The following is a 19,540-nucleotide window of genomic DNA, read 5'->3' as shown; positions in this document are numbered from 1 at the left end:
CTTGCTGGAACGGCCCCTGCATGTACCAGAGCGCGCCGTGCGCGTAAGGCGTGTCCATCTGCCGGTCGATGAATTCGGGCACGCCGGCTTGCAGCGCGCCGGGGCCTTCGGCGTCGGCGGGAATCAGACGGTCGGTGGCGGCTTCGACAAAGGCCCACTCGCGCGCGTCGAAGAAGCGCGGCTTGTAGGCGACGGCCTGATGGGCTTCTGGCCTGGCGTTGGGCGCAGAGGCGGCGCTGCCCGCCGCGGCGGTTTCGCTCGACGGCTGCTTGCCGCCCTCGCAGCCCGCCAGTGCGCTGGCGGGTACGAGCACCGCTGCCGTGCGCAGGAAGCCGCGGCGTGACGTGAGAGGAGAGTCGGACATAGTTGAAATCCGTATCAAGACTGCGCGGCCAGCTTCGACTGAGGCGGCAAGCGGGGACTGGAGATCACCAATTGGTGAAGCAGACCACTGATTGCTCCGGCAATCAGAACGCGGTACCAACGAGGGTTAGATCGCGGCCAGTAAGCGTACCGATTAGCGCTACCAACGATGCATTTCCATGGGTACTGGATCGGGTGCCGTATGCCACGGGCCTCGTCCTTTTGAGCCAGATAAAGATACATTCGGTATCCTAATTTATATCAATGCTCAGCTGCGTGGTCACAATAAGCGCTGTGCCGATGAGCACGACCTCGAACCCAATCCGTATGTCCAGAAGTAACGGAAACGTTACCCATTACGGCACCAAGTAGGCCCATGTGCATGACAAGCTGGCCGAGGAGACCCAAGCCACTAAGCGGGGAGACACTCTACGCCGCCGCGTCAATGGCTTTAAAGATCATTAGTCTCTCGGGTTGGCCAAGTCGGCCGCTTCCTGAAATCCACAACAAGCCTTCCGCCTGAAAGCCAATCTAGAGTAAGCCACGCGTAGACGCAAATGCACTTTGGGTTACATATGACACGGCGCTACTTCCCATCGACACATAGATCTAGGTAAGCCATTGTGCAGTGGACCGCTACACCGATTGCAGCCTAGAGTGCTGTCATGTCCCATTGTTCACTGACTGCATAGTACCGTCCTCACCAAAATTTCACTTCGACATTACTGTCCTCTCACGACTTTCGGGCACATCCACACCAATAATGCTCCCGTCGTAACCATCTCTTTGAAGTAGATGGTATGGACGCGTCGCAATGGTGAGGCTGCAGAAGCGGAGCCAAAACGCCCGCAGGCCATACTGTCGTAATCCGGCAAGACCGGACTGTTGACCATAGCCTCATATCTAACGAGAGGACCATGATGAGCATGTACGCAAGGGATTTGCTTGAGCTACGCCGAGAAGATCCGACGTCGACAGAACTACCGAAGATGGCGATGAACATCATCGCCGCCGGCACACGAGATCAACGTGAAGGCTGCTGACATGAACGCAATCGAACGGTGGCGCTCACGACCGTTGCAGTTCCGTGCCTTGACCCGCTGCGATGAATGCGGCGAATTGAAAGAGGACGCACAGAAGCGCGTGAACTATTGCTCGAATATTACAGTAATCTGTTGTACGAAGTGTTTCGCGGAAATGACTGAAGGTCATGAGGCGGAGTGAGTCAACAAACTGCGATTTCCGGTAAACCACGACGCCTCAGTGACTCAGCATCAGCAACCGAGCGCGATTCATTCCTGCGCACGTGGCTCCTGCGTAACCGTTATCGGCGGGTGATCGCGCAACCAATCACTGCGCCCCAACTGTGCAATGATTTCGCAAAACCGCGGATAACGATACAACCGGTGTGACAAAGGAAAATATCTGGAAAAGTAAAATAAATTAGTGTCGCGAATTTCGCACGCTTCGCGGGCGTAGCGAATCACCTCATCCTCCCTCGCCACCGCACAAGCCGTGATAGCGAGCGCCGTCGGCGTAACATATTCACGACGGGCTCGGGCCTGCATTTCGGCGAAAATCGCATCGGCGTCCGTGGCTTTGCCCCAACTTGCGAGTGCCACGGCAAGCCAGGCCATGGACCAGGGGTGCCGGCCGGACATGGCCAATGCCGATTCTCCCGCCGCGATAGACTCTTCGAACTGGCCGTTCAACAGCAGTGCCATTTGCAGCACCCAGTTAGCAAGAAAGCTCTCGGGATCGAGATGGACGGCGCGCCGGCTGACCTCCACGCCTTCCCCGGTTTTGCCCGCCACGATACAGGTCAGTGCGTATAAGGCGTGTGCGTAGGCGGATAGGGGGTCCGCTGCCAGCGCTAGCTTCGCTTGCTCCATTCCCTCCGCCAGCCGCCCTTCCGAGAACTGGAGATAAGCACTTCCGTACCAGCCGAGTGCCGAGATGTACTTCGGATTCAGTTGTAGCGCGCAAAGAAACTCACGCTCGGCCTCCGCTGTGTTCCAGGCCCAGAGCAGGTAGGCGAGAGCCAAGGTGCAGTGTGCTTCGGCGAGCGAAGGATCTAATGCCACCGCGTGTCGAGCGGCCTCTATGGCCTTGGGCATGAAAGCCTGAGGAGCCGCAAACCCGTAGAAGCAAAGCATCGAGTAGCAATCGGCAAGATCGGCCCACGCCAATGCATAGCCTGGATCGAGATCCACTGACCGCTGGTAACAGGCGAGGGCACGTGAAATAGCGGGACCCCTCTTGTAGAGCAGAGCGTGACCCTTCAGGTAGGACTCGTATGCCTCGAGATTCGGGGTTCCAGGATTAGTCAGGTTTCTCGTATTCCACGGGAACGTGATCTTCAACCGCTTCACTATCGCTTGGGCAATCTCTTCCTGAATAGCGAAAACATCGTTCATCTCACGGTCATAGCGCTCCGACCAGAGATGATATCCGTCCACCGCAGACACAAGTTGCGCCGTGATACGCAGGCGATTATCCGCTCTGCGCACACTTCCCTCGAGAACGGTGCGCACGTTCAGTTGCTCGCCCACAATGCGCAAGTCGATGTGCTTACCCTTGAACGAGAAGGCGGAGCTTCGTGCCACGACGTGAAGCTCCTGGATCTGGGCGAGCGCGTCGATGATTTCTTCAGTGATCCCGTCGGCAAAGTATTCTTGCTCCGGATCTGCGCTCATGTTGACGAACGGCAGGACCACGATGGAATCGCTTACCACACTCTCAGTGGGCGCAGGCGTGGCGCTGCCTGCAGTTACCGGTGCAAGCAGTCGATAGCCTCGTTTCGAAATTGTCTCGATGACGCGCGGATCGCGGGCATCGTCGACAAAGGCGCGGCGCAACTCAGCGATGCAGCGCTTCAATACATCCTCGGTCACCACGGTCTTGGGCCACACAGCTTGAAAGAGCTGCTCTTTGGAAACCGTGTCTCCCGGGTGCTGGGCCAAACACACCAGCACTTCCATTACTTTCGGCTCGACGCGAACGGTCCGGCCCATGGAAGAGATGCTGTTGAGGCTGGGGGTGACCACCCAGTTCCCCACTCGGAGGTCGTCCATCGGGTCTCTCCACCAGCCGGTCGGTTATCAGAATTATAGCTTTGCTGAATACCGTCCGCACGAGCATCCGCCTGGTCAGGAACGGTATAGCAAGTCTGGACGACTACCGTAAAGGCTCCATCGATATTATCAAAGGCAGGCCGGAACACTGAGCGTCTGGACGGAAGGCACATCGACACGGATTGGATTCGAGGTGCGCCACCAAAGGCTCCGATCGCCGAAAGCCATTCCTCACTAAAATTCCCCGCCTATATCACCGTCTCCTCACGACTTCCGGTCACTTTCAGACTAACAATGGTCCCGTCGGAGCGATCTATTTTGAAGGGAATACTTAAGTTTTCGTGAGCCTTCGACGTGCGCTTCTCTTCGGGAACGGCAGAAGCGCAGCGCGCGCCAATACGGGCGCAGATTGGAAAAGCTCGCGCTGGTAGCGCGCCTGAAGGGAAGGACCGCGATGGAATATGAACTCAGAAGTACGGTGGATGCGCTCCCGGGCCTGGTCTGGACCGCACTGCCGGACGGTCGCATTGAATTCGTCAATCGCCCCTGGTCGGACTATACGGGGCTCTCCGTCGAGCACGCGTGCGGCGAGGGCTGGCAGTCTGCGGTCCATCCCGAGGACCGGCCCGCGCTGCTTGACGCCTGGCGAGCGGTCGTTGCTTCCGGCGTGCAAGGCGAGTTGGAAGCGCGAATGCGTCGCTTCGATGGCACGTATCGCTGGTTTCTATGCCGTGTCAGTCCGGTCGTCGACGCTGCCGGCAAAGTCGCGAAGTGGTGCGGGATCAACACGGATATCGAGGACCGTAAGCAGGCCGAAGCGGCCCTGAAGGCACACGAGGAGCGCTTTCGGCTCATCGTGGACGGACTGCCTACGCGCGTCATTCTCTTTACGCCGGACGGGGACGTGTTTCAAGCCAACCGCCATACGCTCAAATATTCAGGGGCGACGCTCGAAGAACTGAAGCAGTGGACTAGCAGAGACTTTACCCACCCGGATGATCGACGTGCGACTGTTGCCCGATTTTATGCGTCACTCAGAACCGGCGAGCCTTACGATTTTGAGTCCCGTCATCGTCGCGCGGACGGCGTCTATCGATGGTTTCGCGTACAAGGCTTTCCGTTGCAGGACAAGGAGGGGCGAATCGCTCTCTGGTACTTCCTGCAGACGGACATCGACGAGCGGAAGCGAGCCGAGGCGCTGCTTGCGGGCGAGAAGCGCCTGCTCGAAATGATCGCCATGGGCCTGCCCTTACCCACGGTTCTTGATGACTTATGCCGGCTGGTCGAGCAGATCGTGAGCGATTGCTTCTGCAATATTGCGCTGATCGAACCCGGCGACATGACATTCCAGCAGGTGAATGCGGCAGGCCTCGCTTTGACCTACACCTATCCTTCGAGTGGCGGCCGCGTCCACCTGGACTTGGGACCCTGCGGATTAGCAGCGTCGCGCAGCGAGCAGGTCGTCGTATCAGATATCGCGTCTGATTCACGCTGGCCCACGGCATGGCGCGACCTGAGTCTCGCACATGGTCTGCGCGCGTGCTGGGCGACCCCGATCCTGTCACGTACAAACGAAGTGCTGGGAACATTCACGTTATTCCGGTCGGAGCCTGGAACCCCCTCTCCGTTTCAATCCGATCTAACAGGACGGCTTACACACCTTGCGAGTATTGCGATCGAGCGTGCACAGGGCGAACTCGCACTGAAGCGAAGCGAGGAGCGCTTCCGTGCGATCGTGGACACGACGCCGGACTGCGTGACGGTCCTCGCAAACGACGGAACGGTATTGTGCGCCAACTCGGCTGCACGCCGCGCTTTGAGATCGGTGCGTGCGGAAGGTGTGATCGGAGCGTGTTACTTCGATTTCGTGGCTCCTGAACATCGCGCGCGCTATGTCGAGTTCAACAGAAACATTTGCTCGGGACGGGACGGCGTCCTGGAGTTCGACTTCATCTCGCCACACTATGAGCGACGGCACCTCGAAACCCATGCCGCGCCGATGCACGATTGCGACGGCGCAATCGTGCAGCTGGGCGTTACACGTGACATCACGGCACGCAGGAAGGCGGAGGAGCAACTGCGCAAGAGCGCGGCGCTGATGGCCAAAGTCGAGCAGCTCACCTTGAGCGGAAGCTTTAGCTGGCGCCCAGAGACTGGTTCATTCACCTGGTCGGAACAGCTTTATCGCATCTTCGGCTTCGAGCCAGGGGTGAGAGTCACGCTGGATACGATCGCCACGCGCGTCCACCCCGGCGACCTTCATCTATTGCACGAAATGATCGAGCGGGCGCAAGACGGCCAGCACCTGGAGTTCGAGCACCGCCTGCTCCTGTCCGACGGCTCGGTCAGGTACGTGCGCATACAGGCTCACGCGACGCGTAGCCCACAGGGCTGGCTGGACTACATCGGTGCGGTACATGATGTCATCGAGCGCCGCGAGTCCGAAGAAGCGCTCTACGGCCTGCGCGTCGAATTAGCTCACGCAAGTCGGGTCAACAGCCTGGGTGCGCTGACCGCCTCGATTGCGCATGAGATCAACCAGCCGCTGGCCGGCATCATGACCAACGCCAGCACTGGCTTGCGCATGCTGAGCGCCCAGCCGCCCAATGTCGAAGGTGCGCTCGGGACCGTAAAGCGCACGATCCGGGATGGACACCGCGCCTCGGAGATGATGACGCGTCTGCGCGCACTGTTCAGCAAGAAGGCGGTGACGAAGGACGCCGTCGATCTGGTTGAAGCCGCGAACGACGTCATCGAACTGCTGCGCGCAGAGATTCGGAACAAACGGATCGTGCTACGACTGGAAATTGCCGACAACCTGCAGCCGGCCACAGGCGACAGGATCCAACTCCAGCAGGTGGTGCTGAACCTGCTTCTCAATGCCGTCGAGGCGATGAATGGCATCGATGATCGCCCACGGCAGATGCTGGTCAAGATAGAGCGCGAGGATGGCGACCACGTGCGATTCGCTGTCACTGATTCCGGCGTGGGCATCGACCCGCAGAATGCGGGCAGGCTATTCGACGCGTTTTTCACGACCAAGAGGGAAGGGATGGGCATCGGGCTGTCCGTATGCCGACGCATCATCGAGAGCCACGGTGGCCGCTTGTGGGCCAGCTCGAATGAGCGCTTTGGCGCGACGTTTTCATTCTCGCTACCGTCTCGAGCCGAATTCGAGCCGCCCGCGGCCCGTTCTGTCGATAGGAGCTTGCCGGTGCGCCCGGACGCAGAGCAATTTGTGAGCGACCTGTGATGGTCGAACGCTCGCTTATCGTGGTGGTCGACGACGACGAGTCGGTGCGCGAATCGCTGCCTGACCTGTTGCACGAGTTCGGCTTCGCAGCGCAGGCCTTTGCTTCGGCGGAGGCGTTCCTGGCCTCCAGCTATGTAGGCGAGGCGCACTGCCTGATCGTCGATATGTGCATGCCCGGCATGTCCGGCCGGGACCTGCAGCGCGAACTGGTGCGGCGCCGGCAAACCGTTCCGATCGTCTTCATTACAGCGCATGGAGATGAATCCCTCCGCCCACGCCTGCCAGGACAGGGCGCCGTTGAATGTCTCTTCAAACCATTCAGCGACACCGCTCTGCTCGGGGCGATCCGGGCCACGCTCCGCGTCAAATAATTCATCCAGGCGCTTACGAATGGAGCTTTCAATGACACCATCTCATGTAGTTGAACGTGAATCGGATCTTTCGCCGGCGCAAGCCACGCCGGTCGTCTTCGTCGTCGACGACGACGTCTCGGTGCGTGAGGCGCTCGAAGCCATGATTCACTTTGCCGGTCTCAGGGCAGAGACGTACACCTGCGCACAGGACTTTCTCAAACGCCCGCGCGACAGGGCCCCGAGCTGTCTGGTGCTGGACGTCATGCTTCCCGATCTCAGCGGCCTCGAACTTCAGAATCTTATTGCCGCCGAGCGTTCCGACACGCCGATCATCTTCATCACCGCCTTCGGCGACGTGCCGATGACCGTGCAGGCCATGAAAGCTGGCGCGGTTGAATTTTTCACCAAGCCCTTTGACGACCAGGTCCTGCTCGATGCCATCCGGCATGCCATCGAGTGCAGCCGCGTGGCGTTGAACGAGGAAGCCGAGCTGCAGTCGATCAAGGATCGCCACGCTTCACTCAGTGGGCGCGAGCGCGAGGTCATGGCGTTGGTCGTGACCGGACTTCTGAACAAGCAGGTGGGGGCCGAGATCGGCATCGCCGAGATCACTGTGAAGATGCACCGCAGGCAAGTCATGCGAAAGATGAACGCCCACTCGCTCGCCGAACTGATAAGCCTGGCGCGAAGACTTCATCCTGACCGCGTGCCGAAGGCCGCGCTGCAAAAAGTCGCGTAAAGCGGTCGGCATATCGCTGGAAGACTACTCGAGCGACCTGACCATGCACCAGGAAGCCGTGTGCGCTCCGGCTCCCGCTTCTCCGATCGGCTAGCGACGAATTCGGGCATCGATCCGGGAGTGTCGAGCACGGATGCTGCGCGGCGTTCGTATGAGCGCTTGCACCTACGCGCCATGCGTCTGACGCGCAAGTATCGTCGCTGCCCGCCTGGTGCGCTGATTCTGCCGATACAGTGCGGCCCGGAAGCTCATGTTTGGTCGTCGGTCGTGCGTTTTCTTACGCTCAGATGGACGCCAACACTGTCTCCTGCTGGCGACGCGATGGCGAACGATGCAACGCACGCCGCTTTGCCGATGCACTCAACCGTCGAGAAGATCGCAATGGCAACGCTGCGCGAATACTCAAGAGGTAACGCTGGTGCTATGGCGAACACGCCGACTCCACAGATGAACGTGAAAACCTGACGGGTAAAGCGCAGGTTGGCTATGGCGGCCGTGCCAATGAAGCCGAGCAGTACCTTCGACGCTACCAAGGCAAGCAGCCCGGTCCGATCAAGCGCGCCACCAAGCTCCAAAGGTGTCTCAATCACTGCCCAGACGCATACCGCGATGACAGATGCGTTGAACAGCAGGTTCCTGTTTTTTGCTAGCTCGACGAGGTTCTTTGGAATACGTTCGGATAAAACGTCCTTGTAGCCTATCGGGTTGATCATATTGGCTGTTTTCTTGCGATCCACGAGAAATCCTCCTCTGGGCGGGAAACGTGTCCTTATCGCGCAGCCGCCATGGAGCCAAGCTACGTTCAACGGATTGAGCAGGCGTTTCTGTTAAAGGGCGGCAATGCTGCTGCCACGGCTTTAGCGGCACAGCACAGTGCATCTGCACATAGCGGCCATTTACGGAGAATCTGCGCCGACGTAGGGGATGCCATGCGTCGGCGTGTGGAAGACCTGCGTTTGGAGCATCGGCCTGTGAACGAATTTAGGCCATGCCCAATGTGGCCGCAATGACACTTTGGGTGAGGGGTGAAACGAAATTCACTCGCGTCGACGCGTCGACCTTCCTACACCATTGTGCATTTGAGTCGGGCGCCGCCTTGCGCTTAACCTTATCTCTGAAAGGCGACTATCAGGACGACTCGATAGGCAATCGCGGCAGCAAGGCGTCTCGATGATTCGGTAGGCCGAGCGGGTACATCGAGGGGCCCATCGAATGAAGTTCCGCTCCGGGTTGTGCAGTCTTCCTTCGCCCCTTTCCCTGCCGCTTTTAGGGCGGCCATAGAGCAAGGTGCCTTTATGAGAGAAATATGCTGGAAAGTTCTTTGTCGCTCTGCGGTAATCGCGGGGCTGTCAGGCCTCGGTGGCTGCAGCTGGGTCCTGTTTAACACGAAGGGCAGCGTCGGCCTTCAGGAGCGCGACCTCATCATCCTGTGCGTCGGGTTGATGCTGATCGTGGTCTTGCCGGCCATCGTGCTGACCTTTGTATTTGCGGGGCAGTACCGGGCGTCGAATCACAACGCCACGTATATGCCCGAGTGGGCGCATTCCACACGGATCGAAGCAGTGGTGTGGGGTATCCCGATCCTGATCATCGTCACACTGGCAACCATCGTGTGGAAATCGACACACGAGCTGGATCCGTACCGGCCGCTCGATGTGCCCGGCCAGCCCATCAACGTCGAAGTCATCGCAACTGACTGGAAGTGGATCTTCATCTATCCAGACCTCGGTATTGCCACAATCAATCAATTGGTATTCCCCGCACATCGCCAGGTGGCGTTTAGCATCACCTCGAACTCGACGATGGGGACGTTCTTTATTCCCCAGCTCGGCGGCCAGATCTACGCGATGGCGGGCATGCGAACCCAGCTGCACCTCATGGCAAACGAGGAGGGGAAGTTCCGCGGCATGTCGGGCAACTTCAACGGACCCGGCTTCTCCGACATGAAGTTCATTGCGACCGCCACCAGCGAGGATGACTTCCAACGCTGGGTGAGGCAGGTCCAGACCTCACCTAATCGGCTCGATTTCTCCACCTTCCAGAAAGTGGCGAAGCCCAGCCAGGGTACTGCCATTGTGCAATTCTCGCGGGTTCAGCCAGGTCTTTTCAGGGCTGTGATCGACCAGTTCGTTGCTCCGGGAGCGGACGCCGCGGCACATACAGCTCTCAACGTCAGCGCTTCGTCGAAAAGAGAGGAGTAACCCATTCATGTTCGGCAAATTGACATGGGCGGACGTGCCACTGCACGAGCCGATCATCGCGGTCACCCTCGCGGGCATTGTGGTCGGCGCCGTGGCGGTTCTGGCCGCGATCACATGGTTCAAAAAATGGGCTGTGCTCTGGAACGACTGGATTACTACGGTCGACCACAAGCGCATTGGCATCATGTACATCTTTGTGGCAATCGTGATGCTGATCCGCGGCTTCGCCGACGCCATCATGATGCGAACACAGCTTGCGCTCGCCGGTCCCGGGCACCAAGGCTACCTGCCGCCGCATCACTATGACCAGATCTTCACGGCGCACGGCGTAATCATGATCTTCTTCGCGGCTACGCCGTTCGTCGTTGGCCTGATGAACATCGTCGTGCCGCTTCAGATCGGGGCTCGTGACATGGCGTATCCCTACCTGAACGCCTTCAGCTTCTGGCTGTTCGTCGTGGGCGTCGTGCTCGTCATGCTGTCGCTCGGCGTCGGCGAATTCGCGCAGACAGGCTGGGTCGCCTATCCACCATTGTCGGACATAGAGTTCAGCCCTGGAGTGGGGGTGGACTACTACATATGGTCGCTACAGGCATCAGGTCTGGGGACGCTGTTGACGGGCGTGAACCTCTTCGTGACCATCCTCCGGATGCGAGCACCTGGGATGACGCTGATGAAGATGCCGATCTTCACGTGGACGGTGTTCGTCACTAGCGTGATCATCATTGCCGCCTTCCCGATCCTGACCGTTGCGCTGGCCGCGCTCGCACTCGATCGCTACCTGGGCTTCCATTTCTATACGAATGAGTTCGGCGGCAATCCGACGATGTACGTGAACCTCATATGGGCGTGGGGGCATCCTGAGGTATATATCCTCGTTCTTCCGTCGTTCGGAATTTTCTCCGAGGTCACGTCAACATTCGCGCGCAAGAAGCTGTTCGGCTATAACTCGATGGTGGGCGCGACGCTGGCGATCGGTATCCTGTCGTTCCTCGTCTGGCTGCACCACTTCTTCACGATGGGTTCGGGCGCGGACGTCAATAGCTTCTTCGGTATTATGACGATGATCATCGCCATTCCGACCGGAGTGAAGATCTTCACTTGGTTATTCACGATATACCGCGGGCGCGTCGAGTTCACGACGCCCATGCTCTGGACGCTGGCGTTCCTCGTGACTTTCACGATCGGCGGCATGACCGGCGTTCTGCTCGCCATTCCGGGGGCCGACTTCCTCCTTCACAACAGCCTGTTTCTCGTCGCCCACTTCCACAATACGCTCATCGCCGGCGGGTTGTTCGGCTATTTCGCCGGCTTGAACTACTGGTTCCCAAAGGCCTTCGGTTTCAAGCTTAACGAGCGTCTCGGCAAATACTCGTTCTGGTGCTGGGTCATTGGCTTCTATCTCGCGTTCATGCCGCTTTACATGCTCGGCTTCATGGGCATGACCCGGCGCCTGAATCACTACGACAACCCCGCCTGGACGCCGTATCTCCTGGTCGCGTGGGTGGGGGCTGTCTTCATCCTTGCGGGGATTGGTTTCCTCATCGCGCAGATTCTCTTCAGTATCCGCGACCGCAAGCAGAACCTCGACGTCACGGGTGACCCGTGGAATGCGCGCACGTTAGAGTGGTCGACGTCATCGCCGCCGCCGTTCTACAACTTTGCCGTGGTGCCGCGCGCGGATGCCGTCGACGCATTCTACGAGGCGAAGAAGCGCGGAGTGCCGCCGCCCGCGAGGAAATACGAGCCGATTCATATGCCGCGCAGCACCGGTGTGCCGTTCATCCTGAGCGTATTCATCCTGCTGCTGTGCTTCGCGCTGATCTGGCACATCTGGTGGCTCGCGGGTGCAAGCTTCTTTGCCACGATCGCGATGGTGATCGTCCGCTCTTACGACGATGATACGGATTACTACGTTCCGGCCGACGAAATCGAACGGATCGAGAAAGCACACGTTCCTCCCATGAAGCGAGATCTGAACCATGTCTACGCAAACACTAATTGAATCAATCGGGGCCGGGGAGGAGCATGCGCAGGATGGCCACGACATAGGCTCGCGCAAGGTACTGGGCCTATGGATCTACCTGATGTCGGACTGCATCCTGTTCGGTTCGCTGTTCGCGTCGTACGCGGTATTGAGCGGCGCATTTGCAGGTGGTCCCGGCCCGAGGGACATCTTCGAGCTGCCATACGTGCTCGCTGAGACGTTCGTGCTGCTGCTTTCCAGCATCACCTGTGGCTACGCGATGCTTGCCGTGCACCGGCGCGATCAGGGCAACGTGCTCCGGTGGCTGAGCCTGACTTTCATTCTGGGCGCTGTCTTTATCGGCATGGAAATACACGAGTTCCATCATCTGATCTCGCTCGGCTTCGGACCGCAGCGCAGCGGGTTCCTGTCTGGCTTCTTCGCGCTCGTCGGCACGCACGGTCTGCATGTCGCGTCCGGCCTGCTGTGGATGGCGGTGGTCCTGCACCAGGTGGCGATCAAAGGACTGACACCGGCCAATGTGACACGCCTCTCGTGCCTGAGCCTTTTCTGGCACTTCCTGGATCTTGTCTGGATCTGCGTGTTCACGATTGTCTATCTGATTGGAGCATTCTGACCATGGCAAGCGATGCGACTACCCGCGCCGGCCAAGCCCACGGCAGCGCGAGGTCCTACAACACGGGCTTCATCCTCTCGATCGTCCTGACGGCCATCCCGTTCGCGCTGGTCATGCATCCGATGCTGCCGCGTGCGACGACGCTTCTCGTGGCGGTGATATTCGCGGTCCTGCAACTCGTGGCGCACCTCGTGTACTTCCTGCACATGAGCCGGTCCTCGGAGGGCGGCTGGAACCTGATCAGCTTCGTGTTCACGCTTGTGATCCTGTTCATTGTCGTGGCGCTCTCGGTCTGGATCATCTGGAGCATGCACTTCAACATGATGATCCACTGATCCAGCGCGCGCAGCCGACGAAGAACACCCTGCACCATGTATCGACCTTACCTGCAACTGACTAAGCCCGGCATTGTGATCGGCAATCTCGTCGCCGTCACGGGCGGTTTTCTGCTGGGTTCGCACGGCAGTGTCGACTGGTTGCGGGGCGGCCTCGTTGCCGCCGGCGTCATGCTGGTCGTCGCGTCCGGGTGTGTGATCAACAATGTGATCGACCGGGATATCGACGGCCTGATGGCGCGAACACGCAATCGTCCCATGGTAACCGGCTGTGTACCGGTGCCGTTCGCGTTACTGTATGGTGTCGTGCTCTGCCTCGCAGGCATAAGCGTGCTTTACGCTGGCTCGCGTTCGCTCCTGCCCCTCGCGCTGATACTCGTCGGCTACGCCGTGTATGTTGGACTGTATAGCCTTTACATGAAGCGCAATTCGGTATATGGGACGCTGGTCGGCAGCATTGCCGGCGCGATGCCGCCAGTCGTCGGATATTGTGCGGCGACCAGCCGGTTCGACACCGCCGCCGTCACATTGCTAGTCATGTTCAGTCTCTGGCAGATGCCCCATTCGTATGCGATCGCCATCTTCCGGGCCCAGGATTATCGCGCGGCTGCCATTCCGGTTTTTCCGGTTGTCTGCGGCTTTGCGGCCGCGAAGCGCCACATGTTGGCCTACATTGTCGCCTTTACGGCGGCCACCCTGACGCTCGGCTTCCTGGGGTATGCTGGCAAGATCTATATGCTCGCGGCGCTGGTGGCGGGGCTGTACTGGTTCGGGCTCGGCGTTGCGGGACGCACCGCGGCAAACGAGGGCAGATGGGCACGCAAGATCTTCTTTGCGTCGATCATCATCGTGAGCGTATTGAGCGCCGCAATGTCGGTGGATGGCTGCCCGCCTCAACCGGCGCCCCATCTCGCGCCGATTGCGAGGGGTTTCCGGGGGTAGTGCGCTGCGAGCTTGCTACTGTCCTCGGCACTTTCCTCATATTGCAGCGCGAAGCGCACCACACCCTTCGTGTCGATTGCGTAAGCGAATACCGGGTGTTCCATCGAACACGAGCTACCGGACGGGACGTTCCGGTAGTACGCTCCGAAGGATCGGGCGGTTTCAACTGTCTGTTGCGCGTCGCCGTATAGTCCGATAACCGTCGGATCGAAGGCCGCGGTGTAGGCCTCCAGAATCGCCGGCGGGATCAAGCGAAATAACGACTATCTTCGGCCCCTTACCCTGATCTCCGAGCAGCCGTTTGATCTGTGCAGCGCGAGCCAGAGTCGTTGGGCACGCGTCTGGACGCCGCATGTATCCGAAGAGAAGCAAGGCCACATTGCCCAGGAAGTCCTCAAGCGTTCGCGGATTGCCGTTGGTATCGCGCAGATAGAGCGTCCCCGGTAGCTTCGTCGATGACAGATCGATACCGTGCGGCTTCGATGAGATTCTTTTGCCGTTCGAGAAGGAGCGCAGCAGCGAGCAGACGGCGGCAACGCGGTGACAGAGCATTTTGGGACGGACGGCGCTTCATGGCCTCGGACATGCTGAACCCCATGAGTCGGAGGCAGTGGCGACGCTGGTTGCGTGCGGCGCACAGCGTGTCGTTAGCATGACCAACGATACACCTCTATCCGTGCTGGCCGCGGGCGGTATACCAGGGGCAATAGCAGCCGACGGCGACCATCGGAACAGGATCGACATGTAACCCTTCGACCAGCTTGTTGAGAATCGGCTCCACGAAACTGTTGTTCGAACTACAGACAAGGCCCGTGCTGTAGGGTCCCGCGTAGGCGAGCTTTCCATTCGCATCCCAAATGGCGATAGCGGGACTGGCCGGTATGCGCTCCATTCCTTCGATTCCCCGTAATGGCTTGATTTTGCCTCGCAGAAAGGCCGGTAACTGTCCGTGGGTACCGGGCTTGCGCACGCTGTAGAAGTCAATATCCGCATCCCTGAACATCGTGATGAGATAGTTCAAGTGGGCGTCGGTAATCTCGTTACAGCTTACGCAGTCGGGGTCCCAGAAATGCACGACACGAATGCGTCCGGTATTACCCGCGAGGTCCGGCGGCAGACGCAGGTCGGCGTCTTCGAAGAGAACAGGCTGATTCGAGTAACTGGACACTCCACCAACGCCGAGGTATCGCCACAGTGCAATACCGGTCCCGACCAGAATGCATACAGCTGCACAGAGAAACAGGATGACTAGGCGGCGACGCATCAGGGGAACGATTGATTGAGGGGGTTCCACGGTATCGGCTGGAAACATGTGCGGCAGGTGAAGTGTCGAGGCTTGTGATCAGCGGCGGAACCGATCATAGACAGTGTGGCCGACGAGTCGGTTGCCGCACGCAAAGCGCGATGGGTAGTGCGGCTGGCCGAATTCTTTCCTAGAAATCGCAGTCCCGAGGCCTGCGAACGAGGTCGATAGCCTCCCTCAAAGTCATTGCGGTTGCACCATTCTTCTGCGTCTTGATGCGGGGCAGTGTTATGTAGGTGCGGCATAGCTCACGGTAATACTCGTCATGGGCCTGCTCACTTAGCCAGTTGAGCCGTTCGCTGTCCGCATTGCTGGTATGGGCTTCGACCAGGTGCTTGCGAAGCAGCTCGATCTCGTTGGCGACTTGACGAAGGGTTTCAGCCACCTCACCTGTCATCCATTCTGCCTGTTTTCTTATCTGTTCAAGATCAACGCACATAATCAGGTATTAAAAATATTGCAATAATGTTGTCTGGACAACGTCCGCTTCCCACCCGGACCGTGAGAAAAGATCTGGCTTATTCACTCAGCTCGCGGCTCAGCATGGCCGCCCCAATCAACGGTGCGCCGATGAGCGCGAGCTCGAACCCAATCCCCATGCTCTGGAGGGGAAGACACTCCACGCCTTTCGGCACGAGGTCGCCAACGAAACGCAGGGTTATGCGTGTGACGAGGTGGCCGAGGATGTTCAGCCCGCAAAGCAGGTAGAGAAACCATGCTGCGGTGGCGGGGCGCAAACCGTGGCGAAAGGCCCTTCATGTAGTCTCTCGCGTCGATCGTGCCAGCCGCTTTGATCAAGTCCACAACAAGGCCTCCGTCTACGAATGAATTTAAAGTAAGCCCTGCGCAGTCGCAATTCCACTTTGGGTTACATATAAGATGGCGCTTCGTGCCGCCGGTACGAAGGCTTACCTAAACCATTGTGCAATGGACCGGTGCACCCCTGGCAACGTAGAGTTTCCGTCATGTCACTGTCCACTGACCGCATCGGGTGCGTGACTTTCGCGTTCATGCTGGTCCGGATTAGCCTCCTGTTCCCGGCGATGAACGGCTACAACCTGTACCAACCCGCGATTTCCGTGGCTAGGTGAAGGGCAGGACTCACGCCGCGGGGAACGCGATTCAGGTAAACGGCTTGTTTCCAGGAGCAGGCAATGAGGACGAAAGAGTACGCTGCAGAAGACGTTGCACGGGTCCAGGTCGAAATTCTCGAACAGGCAGAAAATACACTCCTTATTCGATGGGTTGAGCCCGGTCGATGCCATTATGGCGAGCAACGTTGGCGTCGTCGTTCCGCGAGGGTGTCGGGAGTGTGTGTTGTGTCGCAACGAGCAATCCGACGCGGCGATGCCGTATTTCGCCCGGCTGAGCGGCCCGTCCCGGCGAACGGATCGGCGATGATCTCGGTGGAGGCGCTCAGGTCATTCGAAATAGTGCCAAGGGAATTCCGATTGACGCGCGTACGCCGGCGACTGACTCACCAACCTAACTGTGAGGCTGCGCAGGACAGGGACGAGTCCATCGAGCGCGAGTAGCTCGCGCAAGACTTCGCGGCACGGGGGTCAAGCCAACGGGATCCGGCTCTCGCGTCTAGTCAGGATTCACTTCCACATTTCTGGCGTTGCGCTGCAGCGCCGTTTCCTGGAGGCTCGCATTGCTGCTCGTGAAAATCTCTCATTTGCTTCGATGTGCCGCGGTCGGCTCAGCGCTCGTCTCGAATGTGACTAACGCAAACGAAATTGGTAGCAGGCTGGATTGCCATTTTGGCGCCCACGAGTTCATAGAACAGTTGGTCGAGGAAAAGGAGATCGATCCGGTACCGATGAATGTGTCAAGCAACTCGGTCAACGCGTACCGGCTGAGGCCGAATCAAGACTTGACAGCACTCGGATTCAAGGTGCGAGCTGTCTTTGGCTTCTCCCCGAACGACGAGATGTTCGCCCAGAAGAGCGGTGGAGGTACTCTGTCCCACCAGGTCTATGGTGTTGTCGTCCTGGCAGGGAAAGAGGCGGTTAGTGAGCGCCTTCTTGATACGGGAAGCTCGGCGACAGTCAAGGAAGTCATGCCGCTCGTCATGTCGGCCGTCGTTTGCGAGATATAGCTTGCCTTCGACCGTCCGCTGCTCCTCGACCGGTTGGGCTGTGCGGTCGAAATGTCGGGCGGCACCCGAAGGGCAACACCATTCCCCGCTTTTTCCGGTTCGTGGCGAGCGCGCAGTGGGATAGCTATCCAGACCGACGACAATTTGGCACTCGCGGCTCAGAACAGCCCCCATAGAAATTGGCGAGAAAACGAGCCCGCTGTGAGCGCGCAGTATTCTGGGCAAGCAGGCGCGTCATTCGTTCGCAAAGGCCGCGGTCGCGCGTCAAGTGTGGGCCGGTGCTGCTCGATGTGATGACTTAGGGAACCTTCCCACCTTGGCTTAACACGCTTTCCTCGACGCAGGAGCGACGCCCAGCCGTTCTCCGCGACGGTGATGAAAGGAACGAGTCACTGCGGCGCCGGCTGTGCACTCGGCGACATCATCGTCGAATGGACCGCATTTGCCTTTCCCGCATTGGCAGTCTGGTTCGGATGGCACACAGTGTTTGACGACAAGACGTTTGCGGTCTGGATCCCGGACTTCCTCGTCGCCTTTCTGCTCGGCATCGTGTTTCAATATTTCACGATCAAACCCATGCGCGGGCTGTCGGCAACCGAAGGCGTGGTCGCGGCAGTCAAAGCGGATATCGCGTCGATTACGGCGTGGCAGGTCGGCATGTATGGACTTATGGCCATCATCCAGTTCCTTTGGTTCAAGCCGGCCTACGGGATGGTCGCGAACGTTGGGACTGCTGAGTTCTGGTTCTCCATGCAGCTCGCGATGCTCGCAGGATTCGCAACCAGCTACCCTGTCAACGTGTGGCTGATCCGTTCTGGGGTGAAGGAAAAGATGTAATTCTGCATTGGATCTGCGGCGGGCCTCGCCCGGCCGGTGCAGATATATTGCAATCAACGCGTCCTGATGTTTTCCAGCAGTCGGGAAGCTTCCACCGCGTCAAGACCAGGCACGTAGCGCGTTCTGATATCCTCGCCTCTCATTCTGGCTGTCCAGGAGTAGCGACATGCGTTGGATAGTGACCGTTGTGTTAGCAATCGTATGTACGTGTTCCGCGCTGGCCGATCCGGCTACTTTTAACGCAGGGGTAATCCGTCTCACGGTGGTGGGCGATGCTGCTCCTTTCGACACCGTTGTCTTTTACCCTACGCATGAGCGTGAGGTGCCATGGCAAGCGGGTCCATTCACTGTCGAGGCGACACTCAATGCTCCGCCTGCACTGGATAGCCGGTTCCCGGTTGTATTGATTTCGCACGGACGAGGGGGAGGCCCGTTAAGCCATCGTGAATTGGCGACCGCTCTGGCTCGCGCCGGATTTATCGCGGTCTTGCCGACGCACGTGGGGGACGCTTCGGGCTTTCCCCGCGCGCCGTCCCAAGCCCAGATTCTGATCGACCGCCCCCGACAGGCAGAGGCCGCGCTTAATGCAGTGCTCGGAGATCCACGGTTTTCGGCAAGCGCCGATGTCAGCCGGATTGGCATGATTGGATACTCGGCTGGCGGCTACACCGCACTGATCCTGGCGGGAGCGAAACCCGATTTTGCCTATGCCAGTGCGTACTGCGCAAATCACGATGATCCGGGGTCATGTCCGCGTTCAGCAACCAGCAATCGTGCGCACGGCACTCAGGTTAAAGTAGCTGTACCTGCTGAACTGATAGCTTGGCAACCGCCCGTTGATCACCGCCTGAAGGCCCTGGTGCTGATGGATCCACTGGCCATGATGTTTGGGGCACCTGGCTTGTCCGCTGTGCGCGTACCGACCATGCTCTATCGCCCGCAGGATGACAGCTACCTTGGTTCTGCGAGCAACTCTCTTGCTGTCGTCTCAAGCTTGCCTACACCGCCTGCGGTTCACATCGTGCCAGGCAATCACTTCGTTTTCATCGATCCTTGCCCGGCCTCGGTCGCAACCAATGGGGCGCTGATCTGTCAGGACGCGCCCGGGATTGATCGCGTGGAGATCCATCGTCAGATCGACCATGAGGTCGTGGACTTCTTGCATGCAAATCTATAACGCATCAGGTCGACCCTGTGTTGCGGATCATGACACCGCGATAGGGTGTGCGGTCTTCAGTCCTGCTCCGACGCCCGCGTCGCTTCGCGTCCCAGCTTTGCCTCTCGCCGGGACCTTTCATTGAGGATCTGATGGCGCCGGTGGTCCGTCATCTTTTTCCAGCCGCGGGCTTCCTCACGCGTCCGATAGCAGCCCGTGCAGAACCCGGTCTTGCCATCGAACGCACACAGGTCGATGCAGGGCGATTTGGCAGCCATGG

General features: G+C 59.0%; 19 protein-coding genes and 2 pseudogenes. 13 read left to right on the top strand and 8 right to left on the bottom strand.

The features are described 5' to 3' along the window. Nucleotides 1–373: gluconate 2-dehydrogenase subunit 3 family protein (locus tag AB4Y43_RS26215; protein WP_368729116.1), on the bottom strand; the 373-nt coding region annotated here is incomplete at its 3' end. 907 nt (nt 374–1,280) lie between these two features. Between AB4Y43_RS26215 and AB4Y43_RS26210 the strand changes: the two genes are divergently transcribed. Then, a complete protein-coding gene (locus AB4Y43_RS26210; protein WP_256094829.1) occupies nt 1,281–1,406 on the top strand; it encodes a hypothetical protein in 126 nt (41 codons plus the stop codon). Between the two features lie 249 nt (nt 1,407–1,655). On the opposite strand, the gene AB4Y43_RS26205 is transcribed toward AB4Y43_RS26210, so the two are convergent. Next, the gene (locus tag AB4Y43_RS26205; RefSeq protein ID WP_368729109.1) at nt 1,656–3,437 is read right to left on the bottom strand and encodes a winged helix-turn-helix domain-containing tetratricopeptide repeat protein; all 1,782 of its coding nucleotides are present in this window, start codon (nt 3,435–3,437) and stop codon (nt 1,656–1,658) included. Nucleotides 3,438–3,846: 409 nt separating this feature from the next. Between AB4Y43_RS26205 and AB4Y43_RS26200 the strand changes: the two genes are divergently transcribed. The 3 genes from AB4Y43_RS26200 to AB4Y43_RS26190 are packed head-to-tail and all read left to right on the top strand — an operon-like array spanning nt 3,847 to nt 7,782. Further along, a complete protein-coding gene (locus tag AB4Y43_RS26200) occupies nt 3,847–6,690 on the top strand; it encodes a PAS domain S-box protein (RefSeq protein WP_368729108.1) in 2,844 nt (947 codons plus the stop codon). Continuing rightward, a complete protein-coding gene (locus tag AB4Y43_RS26195; RefSeq protein ID WP_368729107.1) occupies nt 6,690–7,061 on the top strand; it encodes a response regulator in 372 nt (123 codons plus the stop codon). The genes AB4Y43_RS26200 and AB4Y43_RS26195 overlap by 1 nt, the downstream gene beginning before the upstream one ends. A 31-nt stretch (nt 7,062–7,092) precedes the next feature. Then, nucleotides 7,093–7,782, top strand: coding sequence for a response regulator transcription factor (locus AB4Y43_RS26190; RefSeq protein WP_368729106.1), 690 nt, complete (start codon nt 7,093–7,095; stop codon nt 7,780–7,782). Between the two features lie 248 nt (nt 7,783–8,030). Here the strand turns inward: AB4Y43_RS26190 and AB4Y43_RS26185 are convergent, their stop codons facing one another. Next, the gene (locus tag AB4Y43_RS26185) at nt 8,031–8,519 is read right to left on the bottom strand and encodes a hypothetical protein (RefSeq protein WP_368729105.1); all 489 of its coding nucleotides are present in this window, start codon (nt 8,517–8,519) and stop codon (nt 8,031–8,033) included. A gap of 558 nt (nt 8,520–9,077) precedes the next feature. Between AB4Y43_RS26185 and cyoA the strand changes: the two genes are divergently transcribed. From cyoA to cyoE, 5 genes are read left to right on the top strand one after another with little or no spacing between them, the layout of a single operon-like run. Continuing rightward, entirely contained in the window at nt 9,078–9,983 is a 906-nt protein-coding gene (cyoA, locus tag AB4Y43_RS26180; protein ID WP_368729104.1) for a ubiquinol oxidase subunit II, read from the top strand. A 7-nt stretch (nt 9,984–9,990) separates the two neighbouring features. Continuing rightward, on the top strand, nt 9,991–11,988 hold the full coding sequence (gene cyoB / locus AB4Y43_RS26175) for a cytochrome o ubiquinol oxidase subunit I (RefSeq protein ID WP_368729115.1): 1,998 nt from the start codon (nt 9,991–9,993) through the stop codon (nt 11,986–11,988). Then, nucleotides 11,966–12,586: a cytochrome o ubiquinol oxidase subunit III gene (cyoC, locus tag AB4Y43_RS26170; RefSeq protein ID WP_368729103.1), complete on the top strand. Its 621-nt coding sequence runs from the start codon at nt 11,966–11,968 to the stop codon at nt 12,584–12,586. Before cyoB ends, cyoC begins: the two co-directional genes overlap by 23 nt. A 2-nt stretch (nt 12,587–12,588) precedes the next feature. Beyond that, on the top strand, nt 12,589–12,921 hold the full coding sequence (gene cyoD, locus AB4Y43_RS26165) for a cytochrome o ubiquinol oxidase subunit IV (RefSeq protein WP_368729102.1): 333 nt from the start codon (nt 12,589–12,591) through the stop codon (nt 12,919–12,921). A 36-nt stretch (nt 12,922–12,957) separates the two neighbouring features. Continuing rightward, nucleotides 12,958–13,863 carry a heme o synthase gene (gene cyoE / locus AB4Y43_RS26160; protein WP_368729101.1) on the top strand — a complete coding sequence of 302 codons (906 nt, stop codon included), beginning with the start codon at nt 12,958–12,960 and terminating at the stop codon, nt 13,861–13,863. On the opposite strand, the pseudogene AB4Y43_RS26155 reads toward cyoE, so the two are convergent. From AB4Y43_RS26155 to AB4Y43_RS26140, 4 genes and pseudogenes are all read right to left on the bottom strand, one after another. Continuing rightward, nucleotides 13,815–14,415: pseudogene (locus AB4Y43_RS26155) on the bottom strand (SCO family protein). The gene cyoE and the pseudogene AB4Y43_RS26155 sit on opposite strands and share 49 nt — an antisense overlap. Nucleotides 14,416–14,533: 118 nt before the next feature. Beyond that, nucleotides 14,534–15,157, bottom strand: coding sequence for a DUF6436 domain-containing protein (locus tag AB4Y43_RS26150; RefSeq protein WP_368729100.1), 624 nt, complete (start codon nt 15,155–15,157; stop codon nt 14,534–14,536). A gap of 139 nt (nt 15,158–15,296) precedes the next feature. Then, entirely contained in the window at nt 15,297–15,551 is a 255-nt protein-coding gene (locus AB4Y43_RS26145) for a hypothetical protein (RefSeq protein ID WP_368729099.1), read from the bottom strand. A 133-nt stretch (nt 15,552–15,684) separates the two neighbouring features. Next, entirely contained in the window at nt 15,685–15,903 is a 219-nt protein-coding gene (locus AB4Y43_RS26140; protein WP_368603368.1) for a hypothetical protein, read from the bottom strand. A gap of 417 nt (nt 15,904–16,320) precedes the next feature. On the opposite strand from AB4Y43_RS26140, the pseudogene AB4Y43_RS26135 reads away from it, so the two are divergent. The 4 genes and pseudogenes from AB4Y43_RS26135 to AB4Y43_RS26120 form a co-directional block, all read left to right on the top strand. Then, nucleotides 16,321–16,581, top strand: a pseudogene (locus AB4Y43_RS26135) (DUF3331 domain-containing protein); the annotation flags it as partial. 248 nt (nt 16,582–16,829) lie between these two features. Then, complete coding sequence (locus AB4Y43_RS26130; protein ID WP_368729114.1) at nt 16,830–17,267, top strand: hypothetical protein; 438 nt, start codon at nt 16,830–16,832, stop codon at nt 17,265–17,267. Nucleotides 17,268–17,642: 375 nt separating this feature from the next. Beyond that, complete coding sequence (locus AB4Y43_RS26125) at nt 17,643–18,104, top strand: DUF4396 domain-containing protein (RefSeq protein WP_368729098.1); 462 nt, start codon at nt 17,643–17,645, stop codon at nt 18,102–18,104. Nucleotides 18,105–18,270: 166 nt separating this feature from the next. Next, nucleotides 18,271–19,281 (top strand): alpha/beta hydrolase family protein, encoded by a 1,011-nt coding sequence (locus AB4Y43_RS26120; protein WP_368729097.1) that lies wholly within the window; start codon nt 18,271–18,273, stop codon nt 19,279–19,281. A 56-nt stretch (nt 19,282–19,337) separates the two neighbouring features. On the opposite strand, the gene AB4Y43_RS26115 is transcribed toward AB4Y43_RS26120, so the two are convergent. Beyond that, on the bottom strand, nt 19,338–19,538 hold the full coding sequence (locus tag AB4Y43_RS26115) for a DUF1289 domain-containing protein (protein ID WP_342947065.1): 201 nt from the start codon (nt 19,536–19,538) through the stop codon (nt 19,338–19,340). Between the last annotated feature and the right edge of the window lie 2 nt (nt 19,539–19,540).

It is taken from the genome of Paraburkholderia sp. BR10872 (genome assembly GCF_040965835.1).
Lineage (GTDB): Bacteria > Pseudomonadota > Gammaproteobacteria > Burkholderiales > Burkholderiaceae > Paraburkholderia > Paraburkholderia nodosa_A.
This window is presented reverse-complemented; position numbering and strand designations above follow the sequence as displayed.